A 16,814-nucleotide genomic window follows, 5' to 3' on the forward strand; every position below is an offset into this window, starting at 1 on the left:
GTCTTGATGGCTCAGAGCTTACTCTGCGCTCTCTGAGTTTGTATTACTAGACTCTGCTTCTTCCTTCGCTTCGACAACCATATCTACCGTTTGGTTATCGATAAGACGCGCTTTGCCTAAGAACGCAGACATCAGAATGACGGCTTGTGTCGTTTCTGGCGTGATCACTTGTAAAGTACGAGCATCACGAATGAAGATCTCATCAGGGTGCAAACCTGCAGCTCGAAGTTGGTCGCTCGCATCTTCGATGATCGATGCGTAGTCATCACGGCCACCGCGAATGGCACTGCTGATCCAACGCATTGTACGAGCAAGTACTGGCGCACGCTGACGCTCATCCAGCGTGAGTAAGCCATTGCGAGAGCTCATAGCTAAACCGTCCATTTCACGTACGGTTGGTACACCAATGATTTCAATGTCCATCGCAAGATCGACAACCATCTTGCGGATAACAGCAAGTTGTTGAAAATCTTTCTCACCAAAACAGGCCACATCTGGCTGAACGATGTTAAATAGCTTGTTTACGATGGTTGTGACGCCACGGAAATGACCAGGGCGTGAAGCCCCTTCTAAAATAGTCGATAGACCCGGAACATCAACAAACGTTTGTTTATCAAGCCCTTCAGGATAGATAACTTCTGGTGTCGGCGTAAATACCACATCGACCCCTTCAGAGGTTAACTTGCTTAAGTCTTCCTCTAGCGTACGCGGGTAATTATTTAAATCGTCTGCACGATCAAACTGCATCGGATTAACAAAGATGCTTACGACAACGATATCAGCGTATTCGCGTGCTTTACGCACTAAAGTTAAGTGACCTTCGTGAAGGTTGCCCATGGTTGGGACAAACGCAATTTTACGACCTTCACGTTTAAAGGTTTTAAGGTGTTCACGAACTGCTGAGATTTCCGCAAAAGTTTGCATGCATTTATCCTCTAGGCAATGGTATGAGCGTCGTCTGGGAATACACCGTTGGCTACATCTTCAATGTATTTAGCAACGGCTTTGCGCATATCACCTGTTTCAGCAAGAAAGTTTTTGGAGAATTTCGGCATGTAGTTGGCAGAGATACCGAACATATCATGCATCACGAGAATTTGACCATCTGTCACGTTACCAGCTCCAATACCGATAACAGGGACGTCGAGCACTTGCGTAATACGCTCAGCAAGCTCAGCAGGCACGCACTCTAGTAAGACGATTTGAGCGCCTGCTTCTTGCAGTGCTAACGCATCTTTCACCATGCGGTCCGCTTTTTCTTGATCGCGACCTTGGACTTTGTAACCACCAAAAATATTCACGGCTTGAGGAGTTAAACCAAGGTGAGCACAAACTGGAACCGAGCGTTCAGTGAGCATTTTTACAGTGTCGACTAGCCAGTCACCACCTTCAATTTTCACCATATTGGCACCAGCACGCATCAGTGTAGCCGCATTTTCGCAAGCTTGCTCTGGCGTGGTGTAGCTCATGAATGGCATGTCAGCCATCAACAAACAATTTGGGCTACCTGCGCGTACGCAACGAGTATGGTAAGCGATATCATCGACCGTTACTGGCAGAGTATCGTTGTGACCTTGCAAAACCATACCTAGAGAATCACCAACAAGAAGTACTGGCATTTCTTGGCTTTCAAACAGTTGGGCAAAGCTCGCATCATAAGCGGTTGAAGTAGCAAATTTACGACCTTCTTGCTTCCACTTGATTAGGTCGTTGATGGTCATTTTTTTCATGGTTTTATCCTTACTAGGAGTTGGCTATGACTGCCAGATACTGAGGCCGTTTCTATCTACTTGTTCCAGTAGTTCAGAGACCTCGGTCCCATCGGGGAGTTGTAAACTTGGTGCAATTTCCGCAAGAGGGTAGAGTACGAATTCACGCTCTTTCATTCCATAATGAGGAACGATCAGCCTCTCGGAATTAATCACCTCATTGCCATAAAGCACAATGTCGAGGTCCAAGGTTCTTGGTCCCCAACGTTCGTCTTTACGGACACGCCCTTGTTCTTGCTCAATGGCTTGTGTGCAATCGAGCAATTCAAGAGGCGTCAAACTGGTGTTAATCGACACAACCGCATTAATGTAATCCGGTTGGTTTTGTGGTCCCATTGGCGTGCTGCTGTATAGCGAAGAAGCCTGAACAAATTCTGATTTAGGCAGCGTTTTTAACGCTTCAATCGCTTGCTTCGCTTGGCTGACAGGATCAGCCAAGTTACTGCCTACCGCAATGTACGCTGTGATCATGACTTAGGCTTACTCTTTTTCTTGCGATAGGTTTTACGGCGGCGCTGACCACTCTTCGGTGATTGACCGTCTAGGTCGGCAGCCATTGCTTGACGCATTTCTCGGCCTGCATTTTGGAAAGTTTCCCACCACTTGGCAAGCTTCTGAGTGTCACCACCTTCAATTTCACCGCGCATTTCAAGAAAATCAAAGCCAGCTCTAAATTTATTGAGCTCCATCAGGCGGAATGCACGTTTACCGTTACGTCGAGGAAGGCGCAGCTGCAGCTGCCAAATCTCGCGAATGGTTGCGGTGTGGCGTCTTGGAATGGCAATTGTACGAACTTGTTCATCAAGAATGATGTTACTCGCTTCCATAATAGCGTCGTAATGGCCTAGGTTGCGCTCTTCCATCAGTTCATCGGCTTTCGCACACAGTGGGTACCACAGCATTGCAGCAAACATAAATGCAGGGTTGATACGTTTACCATCTTCGATGCGCATGTCGGTAGAATCTAGGACAAGATCCAACATTTGCTCAGTGTGAGAGGAGTAATCTTCCGTGAAGTGCGCTGCAATCGTCGGGAAGAGCTGTTGGAATAAGTTGTACTCACGCAGTAGGTGGTAGGTTTCTAAGCCATGACCGGATTGCAATAACTTGAGTGACTCTTCAAAAAGACGCGCTGACGGAATGTCACCGAGCAACGGTGCCATGTGTTCGATTGGCGCCGCGGTGTCTTCTTCAATATCAAAGTCCAGTTTTACTGCGAAGCGAACCGCACGCAACATACGTACTGGGTCTTCACGGTAGCGTGTTTCTGGATCGCCAATCAGTCGAATGAGGCGATCTTCTAAATCCTCAATACCACGTGCGTAGTCGTGAATCGAGTAATCCGCGATGTTGTAGTACATCGAGTTAATCGTGAAATCACGGCGCTCAGCATCTTCATCGATGGTGCCGTAGACATTGTCCCGCAGCAGCATTCCTTCTTTCGATTGCTGAGAGATGCTCTTATTCTTTTGCTCTTGGTGGTGACCGCGGAATGTCGCTACTTCAATGATATCTCGGCCAAACATAATATGAGCCAAGCGGAAGCGGCGACCAATCAAACGGCAGTTACGAAATAGCTGTTTGATCTGTTCCGGCGTTGCGTTGGTCGCAATGTCAAAATCTTTTGGTTTCTGTCCAAGCAGTAAGTCTCGAACCCCGCCACCCACAAGAAAAGCATCGAAACCAGCACCATTTAGGCGGTACAGTACCTTCAGTGCATTATCACTGATCTGCTTACGCGAAATGTTGTGCTCTTCACGAGTTATTACATTGAGAGCGAGCTCTGGAATAGTGGCAGGTTCGCTTGGTGTATAGTCGTTTGTATTCATGTGCATCTGGCAATAACTGGGTTTAGTCCAATCTTGCTTTGGTTAGTTTTTGCGCCTCTAGGGCCTAATTTGCGGCTAATGATAGCCTACACAATGCCATTTGAGAATCACGCTGTGATCTCGATCTCTGTTGGAAGCTGTTCCAAGCGCCAGTTTTCGCTGCCCCAACGAAGAATCTCTTCTATGTTGGCCGCTCTTATGGCTTCCGGTATCTCGAAACCCAAAAATGTCATGGCGCGTAATAGAGTAGGCTTTGGTGTTTCTATATCAATAGCCGTCGCGTGATTTTGTTTCGACAGTTTATTGCCGTTGTTGTCCATCGCCAATGGTAAATGCAAGTAGCTGACTTCAGGCTGCCCAAGTATCTGGTACAGACTGATTTGACGCCCTGTTGGCTCGATTAAGTCTGCACCACGCACGACTTCTGTGACGCCTTGGTCGATGTCGTCCAATACTACCGCAAGATTATAAGCAAATAATCCATCTCGACGTTTAATAATGAAATCTTCATTAACGAGTTGCTCTGGAATCTTAATTGTTCCACGCTTCTGATCGAAGAAATGAGCGACAGGCTTGGTCATTTTTAGGCGAATCGCGCCGTCTTTCAAGTTTTTATCGCGGCAAGTGCCAGGATAAAACCCGCCATGCTCTTTAATTTGCTTTCGAGTACATTGGCAATAATAGGCCTCACCATTTTCGAGCCATGTGTTTATTTGGGCTTGGTAAAGGTCATGACGTTCACTCTGGTATACCACCTCTCCATCCCAATGCAGCTGGTAGGCTTTGAGCGCATCTAGGATAAGTTGCGCCGCACCTGGCATTTCTCTTGGTGGGTCCAAGTCCTCAATACGTACTAACCAGGTTCCGTTGTGTGCTTTCGCTTGAAAATAGCTGCCAAGAGCGGCAATCAGTGAACCAAAATGTAAAGGACCAGAAGGAGATGGGGCGAATCGACCTACATAGCGTGTCATGCGTGTATCTCGAATTTAGTAAACAAATGGAATGAAAAGGTAGTCAAAACAAAAAGGGAGCCTGAGCTCCCTTCAATAATCATAATGCTTGGTTGATTAACCTTGCATTTGCTTCTCTTTGATTTCTGCAAGTGTTTTACAGTCAATACATAGGTCAGCGGTTGGACGTGCTTCAAGACGGCGAACGCCAATCTCTACGCCACAAGACTCACAGAAGCCAAAATCGTCTTCTTTGATTTTATCCAAAGTCTTTTCAATCTTCTTGATCAAACGGCGTTCGCGGTCGCGGTTACGCAGTTCTAGGCTGAACTCTTCCTCTTGAGAGGCGCGGTCAACTGGATCTGGGAAGTTTGCTGCTTCGTCCTGCATGTGGTGAACGGTACGATCCACTTCAGCTCTCAGCTGGTCGCGCCAAGCTGTTAAGATTTTCGTAAAGTGTTCAACCTGCTCTGGTGACATGTACTCTTCACCAGGTTTTTCCTGATATGGCTCCACGCCGGCAATGGCTAGGATGCCTATCGTTTTCTTCTTTGATTCTGGCATACAGCATCTCCTACTTACACCTAGTCAACTGCTACGCAGTCAATTTAAGGCGGGTATCTATAGCAAAAAGAGGCGGTGCAAGCAAATACTGAATCGCAAAGTTATCGTCAATGTGAAGACGACATCATTTTTTCTCTTAATTGATAAAATCAATAGCGGAAATCAGCTTCATTCCAGTATCGCTCAGTTCAGCTTTGTAGCAGAGAACTTCCACTCCAGCGTCTTGTGCTTGTTTGAGTAATAGTGAATATTTCGCGTCTATATGGTGCGCCGCGGATACTTTTTCAATACCTGAATGTAAAACAGTGAATAAAAGTATGGCTCTACTTCCATTTTGTGCCATTTCTGTGAGCTCTCTCAGGTGCTTTTGTCCCCGAGTCGTGACCGCATCTGGGAAGTATCCTTGTCCAGTAGAGTCGGTCTCATCAAGAAGAGTGACGCTTTTCACTTCTATATAGCACTTTGGCTTGTTGTCTGCGCTGAGCAAGATATCAATTCGGCTATTTTCATTACCGTATTTCACCTCAGTTTGAAGTGTGTCATAACCACAAAGCTCTGAAATGACATTATTTTCAATAGCCTCAACGGCTAATTGGTTGGCGCGCGCGGTATTGATACAAATACGGTGGCCTTGTTCGGTTTCACTCAACTCCCAACTATTGGGGTATTTTCGTTTCGGGTTGTCGGAAGTGGAAAACCAAACTTTGTTTCCCGGTGTCGCACAACCTGTCATAGCGCCAGTGTTTGCGCAGTGGATAGTACGAACTTCACCGGTATCGAGTTCGATATCGGCAAGAAAGCGTTTATAGCGTTTGAGTAGAGTGGCGGACTCTAAAGTGGGTGTGAAATGCATTTGCTTATTTAGACAAAAATTTTTTTATGTACAATGTTGCCACCATTACACCACAAGGTATTTCCTTTGTCACAATTGCCGATTGAAGCCGTGATGCCTGAGTTGCTGACGGCGGTCAAAAATCAACATCAAGTGATCTTAAAAGCGGCGCCTGGTGCCGGTAAGTCGACTTACTTCCCTTTGCAGTTACTCTTAAATCATTCGGTTGCTGGAAAAATCATCATGCTTGAGCCAAGACGACTCGCGGCGCGTAACATTGCCCGTTATCTTGCTGAGCAATTGGGAGAGCAAGTAGGGCAACGCGTGGGTTATCGAGTTCGTGGCGAGGCAAAGGTAAGTTCTGCAACGCAGCTGGAGATCGTAACCGAAGGGATCATGACTCGGATGATCCAAACTGACCCTGAACTGGATGGTGTTGAACTGCTGATCTTTGATGAGTTTCATGAACGCAGCATTCATGCCGATACCGCTTTGGCATTCAGTTTAGAAGTTCAAGAGGCATTGCGAGACGATCTCAAGCTGGTGGTAATGTCGGCAACGCTTGATCAACAAGCCTTACAGTCGTTGTTGCCGGAAGCCAGTTACATTGAATCAGAAGGACGCAGTTTCGACGTAGACATGCGTTACCAACCGTTAGGTGTGAATGATCATTTACCTACGAGTATGGCAAAAACAATAGAAAGTCTTATGAACAAAGAGTCCGGCTCTTTGTTGGCTTTCCTACCGGGCGTTGGGGCCATTAAACAAGTCGAAGAACGTTTATCTCATTTGGCGGATGATATTGAAGTGTGTCCGCTTTATGGGCAACTGAGCTTTACTGAGCAACAAAAAGCCATCACGCCGGCAGAACACGGCAAGCGTAAAGTCGTACTCGCGACCAACATCGCAGAAACTTCACTGACGATTGAAGGCATTCGCCTTGTGGTTGATTCTGGGTTAGAGCGTATTGCCCGGTTTGATTTGAAAAACGGTTTAACACGCTTAGAGCAAACACGCATTGCACAGTCTTCAGCGATTCAGCGTGCAGGACGAGCAGGGCGGATCGAAGAGGGCATTTGTGTTCGTCTTTATTCTGAAAGTCAGTTCAAGCAGCAACCGCTGGTTCCCCAACCTGAAATTTTGCATTCCGATCTATCGAGCTTAGTCATGGAGCTGGCCTTTTGGGGAGCGAGTGATATCCACGATCTCAAGTGGCTTGATGTTCCTGCTAATGCGTCATTGGAACAAGCGAAGCAGCTATTGGTGTCATTGGGACTACTGACGGAAAAAGGGCAATTAACGTCCGAAGGAAAACAGGCGCATGAACTAGGCGTTGAGCCTCGTGCGGCTGCGATGCTAATTAAAGCGCAATCTTACAGTGATAAGATGTTAAATGCTGCTTTGGCGGCGGTCGCACTGATTGAAGAGCCAGAGAGAAACGTTACCAATATCGCTCATAGCTTGCATCGTTGGCTTGTTGGTACTCATCCAAAAAAGTCGCTGTTGTTCAAGCGTGCTCAATCTCTAGCGTACAAATTGGATACGGTATTTGACCTGAAAGGCGTGGATGAAGAAGCATTACCGCTGGTGTTAAGTTTGGCATTTCCAGATCGCATTGCGCAGCAGCGCACAAATCAATTTGGGCGATTTACTTTGGCTAATGGTCATGGTGCAGAATGTCGTCAGGAAGACATGCTAGGTGGCTGTGACTATTTGGTTGCCGTTGACTTAATGCGTTCTCATTCTAACTCCAGTCAAATTCATTCGGCATGTGAATTGGATGTCAATATATTGCGAGCGACCTTTGAAGCGCTATTTTCGTCTGAAGAAGTTGTAGACTGGGATGAAAAAAGAGGGCGTCTAATGGCTGAGCGACAAACAAAACTCGGTCAGCTGGTGGTTGAACGCGAGCCTTTGCCAAGCCCTGGCAAAGAAAAAATGACACAAGCTTTACTCACGTATGTCCGCCGCCAGGGCTTACAGAGTCTAAACTGGACACTGGCAGCGGAGAGCTTGTTGGCTCGGATTCGTTGTGCGGTGGAATGGTTACCCGAGCAATCATGGCCAATGTTTGATGAAGCCAGTTTGTTGGATTCATTAGAAGAGTGGTTAGAGCCGTACATGACGTCCGTCAGTTCGGTTAACGATTTGAGCAAGATAAACTTGGTCGAAGCGCTGAACGCTCGATTAGGATGGCCACTCAATCAACAACTGGATGAATGGTTACCAGAGCATTACCAACTGCCGACAGGTTCAAAGAAGCGTATCCGTTACCAGTATGGCCATGAGCCGAAATTATCGGTGCGTATGCAAGAGGTATTTGGTGAGAGTGGCTCTCCTACGGTAGCACTTGGTCGCAAGCGTTTGGTGCTTGAACTGCTTTCACCGGCACAACGTCCATTGCAAGTGACGTCTGACTTGGCGGCTTTCTGGAATGGAAGCTATAAAGACGTTCAAAAAGAGATGAAAGGGCGCTACCCAAAACACGTTTGGCCAGATGATCCTGCCAATCATGTAGCAACTACTAAAACAAAAAGACAATTGAATAATGACTAACAGCAAGAAGCCTAGCGCGAAAAAAGCGCCAGCGAAGAAAAGTACAACCAATAAAGGAACGACAAAACCGACTCGACGCACACCGAGTAAAAAGCCGGCTAACGAGAAACGTTCGTGGCTGAAAGTTTTGTGGTCATTTAGCTGGAAAGCCGGTGTTGCGCTTGCCGCTGTTTTGCTGTTTGTGGGTATTTATTTAGATAGTGTTGTGAAAGAGCGCTTTGAAGGCCAGCTGTTTGAACTGCCAACGGTGGTTTATGCTCGCATCTTGAACTTAAATCCGGGTGAAAATATCACCATTCAAGAACTTCGTAACGAGCTGGATGTACTGAATTACCGTAAGGTAAGTCAGCCTCGCTATCCTGGTGAGTACTCTTCTTCTTCCACTCGTATTGAGCTGATCCGTCGTCCATTTGAATTTGCCGATGGTCCTGAACCGGATCGTCACGTGATGCTCCATTTTTCAGATTCTGGCTTACAGCGTATTCAGTCTTTAGAGTCCCGAGGCGATCTTGGTTACTTACGCTTAGAGCCTAAGATGTTGGGTATGCTGGAGAAAGATCAAGATGAGCAGCGTCTGTTCTTGCGTCGTGATCAGTTCCCAGAAATTTTAGTTGATGCACTGCTTGCGACCGAAGACCGGGATTTTTATCAACACGATGGGGTGTCTCCACTCGCGATTGCACGAGCAATGGTTGCAAACATTAAAGCGGGTCGTACTGTTCAAGGCGGTAGTACGCTAACTCAGCAGTTGGCGAAAAACCTGTTTTTGACCCGTGATAAGACGCTGTGGCGCAAAGTTAGAGAAGCGTATATTGCGTTAATTTTGGATTACCGTTACAGCAAAGATCGTATTTTGGAAGCCTACCTTAACGAAGTGTATCTAGGGCAAAGTGGTGGTGAAGCGATCCACGGGTTTGGCTTGGCATCGCGTTATTACTTTGGACAACCGATCCGAGAGCTGCGAATCGATCAACTGGCGATGTTAGTTGGGATGGTAAAAGGACCGTCTTACTACAATCCAATTCGTTATCCTGAGCGCACGAAAGAGCGCCGCGATCTTGTATTACGTTTGTTGATGCAGCAAAACATGCTGACATCTGAGCAGTATGAGCAAGCCGTCAGTCGTTCGCTTGATACGCAGAGCAAACCACGTATTGCGAGCCGTCAGCCCGCTTATTTCCAACAATTGAGCATTGAATTGAAAGAAAAAGTGGGGGAGCGATTTAAAGCGGAAACCGGACTGCGCGTGTTTACGTCTCTGGATCCGGTATCGCAAAGCAAAATGGAGCAAGCCATCGCGAAAAAGATCCCGGAGCTAGCTAAACGAGGCGGTAAAGAATTGGAAGCTGCCGCTGTTGCGGTTGATCGTCATAGTGGTGAAATCCGTGCCATGGTTGGCGGTAAACGTGTTGGTTATGAAGGTTTTAACCGCGCGCTCAATGCCAGTCGTCCAATTGGTTCTCTAGTTAAACCAGCGATTTACTTGACGGCTCTAGAACAGCCGGAAAAATATAACCTAGGCACGACGCTGCACGACACGCCGCTAAGCCTGAAAAGCAGTAAAGGTAATGTATGGACACCGCGCAACTACGACCGAAAATACCGTGGTGATGTGCCACTTTATATTGCTTTAGCGAAGTCGCTCAACGTGCCAACTGTGCGCTTAGGCATGGCGCTTGGTATCCCAGAAGTATCCGATACTTTAGAACGTTTGGGCGTCAACAAAGACGAAATCCGCCCAGTGCCTTCGATGTTTTTGGGCTCGTTTTCTTTGACGCCGTTTGAAGTCGCGCAGATGTATCAGACACTGACGAACTCAGGCAAACGTGCGAAACTGACTGCTCTGCGCTCAGTGATGGATATGGAAGGCAACGTGCTATATCAATCCTTGCCTCGTTCATCAAGAGCCGTGGATGAGCAAGCAGCATGGCTAACGACCTACGCGATGAAGCAGGGGGTTGCTCAAGGTACAGGCCGCTTCTTGCAAAGCCAGTTTGGTTGGGCTGCACTGGCAGGAAAAACGGGTACCAGTAACGATAACCGCGATAGCTGGTTTGTCGGTGTTGATGGCCGTGAAGTGACGACAATTTGGCTAGGCCGCGACGATAACAAACCGGTTCATCTAACGGGATCGAGCGGTGCATTACGAGTGTACGCAGAGTATTTGAAGCAACGCATTCCTGAGCGTTTAGAGCTTCCATGGCCAAGAGAGATCACCACGTTAGGATTTAAGCCGACATCAGATGGTGGTTTAGAAATGAACTGTCGTAGTGATTATAAACTGCCAGTTTGGGATAAAACGGGTCAAATAAAGCAGCAGTGTGAGAAGAAATCAAACTGGCTTAACAGCTTATTTGATTGGTAGCATCGCCAAATCAACAACATTAGCTTGTCTCTCTGGTCAATTCTTAGTACATATTAGGGCGTGTTAGTGCGGTGCTGCTAGCACGCCCTACTTGATAAGAAATTCAACAAAGGAAGAAGTGAATGTTCAAAAAGCTGTTATCAAGCCCGTCGACTCGCCATTTCGCGCTTTGGGTTAGTGCCTTTTTGATCACCACTCCTTCAGTTTCCCTCGCCAACTCTCTAGCAAAAACGGATGACGTGGAGCCTCGTCCAAAGGTGGCAGTTGTGCTCGCCGGTGGCGGAGCAAAAGGCGCTGCGCATATCGGCGTCCTCAAAGCGTTAGAAGAGATGCAGATCCCGGTCGATATCGTAACGGGCACCAGTATGGGCGCTTATGTCGGTGGTCTCTATGCTACGGGGATGAGCGCTGATGAAATTGAAAGTTTTATCTACACCGTCGATTGGAGCAGTGGTTATCGAGATCGTGTCGACCGCAGTCAACGCCGAGTTCGTGATAAAGAGTATGAAGACCGCTATCAAATTAACACTGACCTCGGCTTAAGATTTGGTGAGGTTCGTGCCCCAACGGGTGTCGTGCAAGGCCAGAACATGTTGCGCGTATTGCGAGAGACTACAGGGAACTTAGGGCGATTCGATTCTTTTGATGATCTTGCCATTCCTTATCGCTCTGTGGCGACAGATATTCTTGCGCTAGAGGAAGTGGTTCTTGGCAATGGTTACCTCGTGGACGCCATGATGGCCAGTATGTCTGTACCAGGAGCGCTCCCTCCCTATAAGCTCAATGGCCATATGCTTGTCGATGGCGGCGTGGTCAATAACATGCCTGTCGATGTGGCTCGCGCTATGGGGGCAGATGTTGTTATTGCTGTTGATATTAGCACCGACTACAAAACCGAAGATGAGTTTACTGGGCTGTTTACTGTAGCGGATCAACTTTCTAATTACCTAGTCCGTCGCAGTACGCAACAGCAAGTGGACGAGCTTGAACCTCAAGATATTTATATTCGTCCCAATGTGGGCACCATGGAAACGGTCGAGTTCGACAAAATGCCTTGGGCTTTTCAAGCGGGTTACGATATTACCAAGCAGCTTGAAGATAAGCTGCTTGGTCTAAGTTTATCGAACGCAGAATACCAAAAGTACATCGATCACAAGCAAGAGGTACGTAAGACGCTGGTTTACGGTGATAAACGCATTGTTGATGACATTGTGATAGTGAATAACACCCACTACAGCGATGTATTACTTACTAACCGTATTCAATTGAAAACAGGTCGTCGTATTCCAACGGCTGAAATAGAAAAAGCCGTTGAAAATCTCTATGCGTTGGATCGTTTTGAGTTAATCACTTATCACTTTGAAGATGTTGATGGTAAAACATTGTTGGTTTTTGATGTTAACGAAAAGTCGTGGGGGCCAAATTACGTTAACTTTCGATTTTTCCTTGAAGATGACTTCGATACGGATAGCCAATACGGCATCGGTATGTCGACCAATTTTACTAATTTAAATTCGCATGGTGCGGAGTTGGCGTTCAACGTAGAAATGGGCACGGATAAGCTGATAGAAGCTGAGTTGTATTCGCCTGTTTTATCTAGCCAAACGCTTTTTGTTGCTGGCCGTGTTGGATACAGCAGTGAAGATAGAAACTTACCTTTTAGCGAGTTTGAAAACCCGGACCTCAGCTCAGTTAACGACTTCTTACCCGTTTCCTATAATGACTTTGCTTCAGAACTGGCTATTGGCATTCAACCTACGTTATGGCAAGAGTTGCGCCTTGGTGCTCGTTACTCTACAGGAGATATTGAGCTGTCTACCTTGGCCTCGGCAGGGCAGCTAGACTTCGAGCGCAAAGGTATATTTGCGAGCTATCGACTCGATACGCTTGATGATTTTGCATTTCCTACTCGCGGACTGCTGGTCGATCTTGAATATTTCGTATCTCATGACAAGAGTCCGGAAGGCATCACTCTGCTCGACACGGAAAAGATGATTGAAGATACTGTGTATGAAATCTCCGCGCGATTCAAAGGTGCGGTCAGTCATCAGCGTCATACTTTAGTCGGACATGCAGAATATAGCTTTGTAGAAAGTAAAAATTCATCGGTTCCACTTGATCCGAGAGAGTTAGGCGGCTTTTTAAACCTATCTGGCATCCCAAGAAATAGCTTGATTGGACAGAACCTGTTTTTTAGTAGCCTGGTGTACCGATACAAATGGTTCGACAATGACTTTGGACTATTTGAAGCGCCAGTCTACCTCGGTGCATCAGTGGAATACGGTGGAGTTTGGTCAGATAATGATCTGAAGCTGAATGAAGCGCCACTTTACAATGCTGGCTCTATTTTCTTTGGTGTTGACTCACCAATCGGGCCAATTATGCTGGCTTATGGTCGTACTGAGCAGGATATGGATGCTGTGTATTTGATCGTAGGAACGTCGTTTAATTAACCGGGTATAAGAAAGCAAAAACTTGGCATATTTGGTCAAAATTAGCAGAACTTTAGTCGTAAGTTGCTATGTTGGTCAAAATGATAAGATTTTAATTTAAGGTTAAATTTGCTATTATTTTGCCCACAGTTTGGCCTCTACGGCGCTGTTTCTCAATCATAATTGAATGAAAACAAGGGCAATGGAGAGCCAAGTTTCCAAGGATGTTCACTCCTTTACTTTAACAATAGTAATAATAGAGGAGGAACCGCAATGAGAGGAAAAAGTCGTGCTTGAAGCCTACCGTAAACACGTCGAAGAGCGTGCTGCTGAAGGAGTTGTTCCTAAACCGCTAGACGCAGAACAAGTTGCTGGACTTGTAGAACTTCTGAAAAATCCCCCGCAAGGTGAAGAAGAGTTCATTCTTGACCTACTTGAAAACCGCATCCCACCAGGTGTAGATGAAGCCGCTTATGTTAAAGCGGGTTTCCTAACAGCAGTAGCAAAAGGTGAAGTTAAATCACCATTAGTGAGTCGTGAAAAAGCGGCTGAACTGCTAGGCACTATGCAAGGTGGTTACAACATCGAGCCGCTAGTTGAGCTACTTGATGACGAAGCACAGGCAGAGATTGCTGTAGAAGCACTGTCTCATACACTTCTGATGTTTGATGCTTTCTATGATGTAGAAGAGAAAGCAAAAGCAGGCAATGCGCATGCACAGAAAGTACTTCAGTCATGGGCTGATGCTGAGTGGTTCCTTTCTAAGCCTAAGCTTGAAGAAAAAGTCACTCTAACTGTATTTAAAGTAACAGGTGAAACGAACACGGATGACCTTTCACCTGCACCTGATGCTTGGTCTCGTCCTGATATCCCAGTGCACGCACTTGCGATGCTGAAGAACGAGCGTGAAGGCATCAATCCTGATCAACCGGGCAATATTGGTCCGATCAAGCAAATTGAAGAATTGAAAGAAAAAGGTCACCAATTGGTTTACGTTGGTGATGTTGTTGGTACTGGTTCTTCACGTAAATCTGCAACCAACTCAGTACTTTGGTTTATGGGAGATGATATCCCTTACGTTCCAAACAAACGTGCTGGTGGTTATGTGCTTGGTGGTAAAATTGCACCTATCTTCTTCAACACAATGGAAGATGCGGGCGCACTACCAATCGAAGTCGACGTGACTAAGCTCAACATGGGCGATGTTATCGATGTTTACCCATATGAAGGTAAAGTTTGTAATCACGAAACAGGTGAAGTTTTAGCTGAGTTCTCGCTGAAAACGGAAGTACTGATTGATGAAGTTCGTGCTGGCGGTCGTATCCCATTGATCATCGGTCGTGGTTTGACAGACAAAGCGCGTCAATCGCTAGGTCTTGAGCCTTCGGATGTATTCCGTAAACCTGGTGAAATTGCAGATTCTGGCAAGGGTTACACGCTTGCACAGAAAATGGTTGGTAAAGCGTGTGGCGTAGAAGGCATTCGCCCTGGTACCTACTGTGAGCCGAAGATGACGACAGTAGGCTCGCAAGATACTACTGGCCCTATGACTCGTGATGAACTTAAAGACTTGGCTTGTCTCGGCTTCTCTGCTGACCTTGTCATGCAGTCTTTCTGTCACACCTCTGCGTACCCAAAACCAGTAGACGTAAACACGCACCACACACTTCCGGACTTTATTATGAACCGCGGTGGTGTATCTCTTCGTCCTGGTGACGGTATTATCCACTCATGGCTAAACCGTATGCTACTGCCGGATACTGTCGGTACGGGTGGTGACTCGCATACTCGTTTCCCTCTAGGTATTTCATTCCCAGCCGGCTCGGGCTTGGTTGCCTTTGCAGCTGCGACAGGCGTTATGCCGCTAGACATGCCAGAGTCAATCTTGGTTCGTTTTAAAGGTGAAATGCAACCGGGTATCACACTGCGTGACCTTGTTCATGCCATCCCTTACTACGCGATTCAGCAAGGTCTACTAACGGTAGAAAAAGCGGGCAAGATCAACGAATTCTCTGGCCGTATCCTTGAGATTGAAGGCCTAGAAACGCTAACTGTTGAGCAAGCATTTGAGCTTTCTGATGCATCTGCAGAGCGTTCGGCGGCAGGTTGTACTGTGAAACTGTCGCAAGAGTCGATCGAAGAGTACCTAAACTCTAACATTGTAATGCTGAAGTGGATGATCTCTGAAGGTTATGGTGACCGCCGTACTATCGAACGTCGTATTACAGCGATGGAAGAGTGGCTAGCAAATCCTGAGCTGATGCAAGCTGATAAAGACGCTGAATACGCACATGTTATTGAAATCGATATGGCTGAAATCAATGAGCCAGTACTATGTGCACCGAATGATCCGGATGACGCTCGCTTGTTGTCTGAAGTACAAGGCACAGCGATTGATGAAGTGTTCATCGGTTCTTGTATGACGAACATCGGTCACTTCCGCGCTGCTGGTAAGCTGCTAGATAAGTTCAACGGACAGCTTGCAACTCGTCTATGGATCGCTCCGCCAACGAAGATGGACAAGGATCAGCTAACGGAAGAGGGTTATTACGGTATCTTTGGCCGTGCTGGGGTTCGAATCGAAACACCAGGATGTTCACTGTGTATGGGTAACCAAGCGCGTGTTGCAGACAAATCAACAGTGATGTCGACCTCAACGCGTAACTTCCCGAACCGTCTAGGTACTGGTGCGAATGTTTACCTGTCGTCTGCGGAACTAGCTGCCGTAGGTGCAATCCTTGGTAAGATTCCAACTAAAGAAGAGTACTTGGAGTATGCGAAGCAAATTGATGCAACCGCTACAGATACTTACCGCTACTTGAACTTCCATAAAATGGATCAGTACACCAAGAAAGCGGATGAAGTGATCTTCCAAGAGCCTGCATAAGTTTAACTGCACAATTAAAAAGCACCTCAAACGAGGTGCTTTTTTTATGGGCGCAATTCGCTATACTCCGCACCAAATTGATACGAAAAGGCAATCTCGATGGAATTTGAATTCATCCGTAACACGTTGATGGGCGAGTACTACGTAAAATGCAGCATGGGGCATGAGATTGTTGGGCGCTGGCTACAAGAAGAAATTGGCAAAGATCCTATGAAGATTGCTCAGGTTGAAAAGCTAATTGAGCAGTCATTTTCAGCGCCTTCTCAAGAGCATAACCTAACAGGTACAGAAATTAGCTTGATGATTCAGGGCGATGAAGTCCTAGTGCAAGAAAACGCATTGGCCCATGACCATGATGTTGAGATGGAAAGTGAATTCGATTTCTACAATGCAGAAAGTACAGCAAGCTGTGGAATAGAGGACTTCATGATTCTTATCGAGCGATGGAAAGACTTTTTGAACATTTAGTGCACAGTTTTGGGTAACTTTCCTTCTGTTGCTTTAAATTTGTGAAAAGGGCGCACCGATATGGTGCGCCCTTTTTGTTTATAGATATGTAAATTGACGTTAGTTTTTATTATTCAATGACTTAAAAACTTGGCACGTAGATTGGATTATTAGAAGTGTTTC

General features: G+C 46.5%; 12 protein-coding genes. 5 read left to right on the plus strand and 7 right to left on the minus strand.

Going from position 1 to position 16,814, the window contains the following annotated elements; genetic code table 11:
- Positions 1-18: 18 nt before the first annotated feature.
- From panC to sfsA, 7 genes are all read right to left on the minus strand, one after another.
- Positions 19-924 carry a pantoate--beta-alanine ligase gene (gene panC, locus NL643_RS02090; RefSeq protein ID WP_005396717.1) on the minus strand — a complete coding sequence of 302 codons (906 nt, stop codon included), beginning with the start codon at positions 922-924 and terminating at the stop codon, positions 19-21.
- Between the two features lie 11 nt (positions 925-935).
- Positions 936-1,730, minus strand: a complete 795-nt coding sequence (panB, locus tag NL643_RS02095) for a 3-methyl-2-oxobutanoate hydroxymethyltransferase (protein WP_005396718.1) — start codon at positions 1,728-1,730, stop codon at positions 936-938.
- A gap of 24 nt (positions 1,731-1,754) precedes the next feature.
- Entirely contained in the window at positions 1,755-2,240 is a 486-nt protein-coding gene (folK, locus tag NL643_RS02100) for a 2-amino-4-hydroxy-6-hydroxymethyldihydropteridine diphosphokinase (protein WP_048625962.1), read from the minus strand.
- Positions 2,237-3,604: a polynucleotide adenylyltransferase PcnB gene (gene pcnB, locus NL643_RS02105; RefSeq protein WP_046875073.1), complete on the minus strand. Its 1,368-nt coding sequence runs from the start codon at positions 3,602-3,604 to the stop codon at positions 2,237-2,239. The genes folK and pcnB overlap by 4 nt, the downstream gene beginning before the upstream one ends.
- Before the next feature lie 101 nt (positions 3,605-3,705).
- Positions 3,706-4,569, minus strand: a complete 864-nt coding sequence (gluQRS, locus tag NL643_RS02110; RefSeq protein ID WP_203343400.1) for a tRNA glutamyl-Q(34) synthetase GluQRS — start codon at positions 4,567-4,569, stop codon at positions 3,706-3,708.
- Between the two features lie 96 nt (positions 4,570-4,665).
- A complete protein-coding gene (gene dksA / locus NL643_RS02115; protein WP_005386584.1) occupies positions 4,666-5,112 on the minus strand; it encodes an RNA polymerase-binding protein DksA in 447 nt (148 codons plus the stop codon).
- A 136-nt stretch (positions 5,113-5,248) separates the two neighbouring features.
- Positions 5,249-5,965 (minus strand): DNA/RNA nuclease SfsA, encoded by a 717-nt coding sequence (gene sfsA, locus NL643_RS02120; protein ID WP_253643828.1) that lies wholly within the window; start codon positions 5,963-5,965, stop codon positions 5,249-5,251.
- A 66-nt stretch (positions 5,966-6,031) separates the two neighbouring features.
- Between sfsA and hrpB the strand changes: the two genes are divergently transcribed.
- The 5 genes from hrpB to NL643_RS02145 all read left to right on the plus strand — a co-directional run bounded on the left by hrpB (position 6,032) and on the right by NL643_RS02145 (position 16,652).
- Positions 6,032-8,500, plus strand: a complete 2,469-nt coding sequence (gene hrpB / locus NL643_RS02125) for an ATP-dependent helicase HrpB (protein WP_253643829.1) — start codon at positions 6,032-6,034, stop codon at positions 8,498-8,500.
- Positions 8,493-10,865, plus strand: coding sequence for a penicillin-binding protein 1B (gene mrcB, locus NL643_RS02130; protein ID WP_253643830.1), 2,373 nt, complete (start codon positions 8,493-8,495; stop codon positions 10,863-10,865). The genes hrpB and mrcB overlap by 8 nt, the downstream gene beginning before the upstream one ends.
- A gap of 122 nt (positions 10,866-10,987) precedes the next feature.
- On the plus strand, positions 10,988-13,318 hold the full coding sequence (locus tag NL643_RS02135) for a patatin-like phospholipase family protein (RefSeq protein WP_109169475.1): 2,331 nt from the start codon (positions 10,988-10,990) through the stop codon (positions 13,316-13,318).
- A gap of 268 nt (positions 13,319-13,586) precedes the next feature.
- A complete protein-coding gene (acnB, locus tag NL643_RS02140; RefSeq protein ID WP_253643831.1) occupies positions 13,587-16,184 on the plus strand; it encodes a bifunctional aconitate hydratase 2/2-methylisocitrate dehydratase in 2,598 nt (865 codons plus the stop codon).
- 99 nt (positions 16,185-16,283) lie between these two features.
- The gene (locus NL643_RS02145) at positions 16,284-16,652 is read left to right on the plus strand and encodes a YacL family protein (protein ID WP_012841428.1); all 369 of its coding nucleotides are present in this window, start codon (positions 16,284-16,286) and stop codon (positions 16,650-16,652) included.
- Positions 16,653-16,814 lie beyond the last annotated feature (162 nt).

This window comes from Vibrio sp. Y42_MX_L11, from assembly GCF_024181785.1.
Classification (GTDB): Bacteria; Pseudomonadota; Gammaproteobacteria; order Enterobacterales; family Vibrionaceae; genus Vibrio; species Vibrio diabolicus.

What these genes read in the sequence shown, in the direction of transcription:
- panC (WP_005396717.1), bottom strand. Translation starts at nt 924, where the DNA reads ATGCAAACTTTTGCGGAAATCTCAGCAGTTCGTGAACACCTTAAAACC.
- panB (WP_005396718.1), bottom strand. Translation starts at nt 1,730, where the DNA reads ATGAAAAAAATGACCATCAACGACCTAATCAAGTGGAAGCAAGAAGGT.
- folK (WP_048625962.1), bottom strand. Translation starts at nt 2,240, where the DNA reads ATGATCACAGCGTACATTGCGGTAGGCAGTAACTTGGCTGATCCTGTC.
- pcnB (WP_046875073.1), bottom strand. Translation starts at nt 3,604, where the DNA reads ATGCACATGAATACAAACGACTATACACCAAGCGAACCTGCCACTATT.
- gluQRS (WP_203343400.1), bottom strand. Translation starts at nt 4,569, where the DNA reads ATGACACGCTATGTAGGTCGATTCGCCCCATCTCCTTCTGGTCCTTTA.
- dksA (WP_005386584.1), bottom strand. Translation starts at nt 5,112, where the DNA reads ATGCCAGAATCAAAGAAGAAAACGATAGGCATCCTAGCCATTGCCGGC.
- sfsA (WP_253643828.1), bottom strand. Translation starts at nt 5,965, where the DNA reads ATGCATTTCACACCCACTTTAGAGTCCGCCACTCTACTCAAACGCTAT.
- mrcB (WP_253643830.1), top strand. Translation starts at nt 8,493, where the DNA reads ATGACTAACAGCAAGAAGCCTAGCGCGAAAAAAGCGCCAGCGAAGAAA.
- NL643_RS02135 (WP_109169475.1), top strand. Translation starts at nt 10,988, where the DNA reads ATGTTCAAAAAGCTGTTATCAAGCCCGTCGACTCGCCATTTCGCGCTT.
- NL643_RS02145 (WP_012841428.1), top strand. Translation starts at nt 16,284, where the DNA reads ATGGAATTTGAATTCATCCGTAACACGTTGATGGGCGAGTACTACGTA.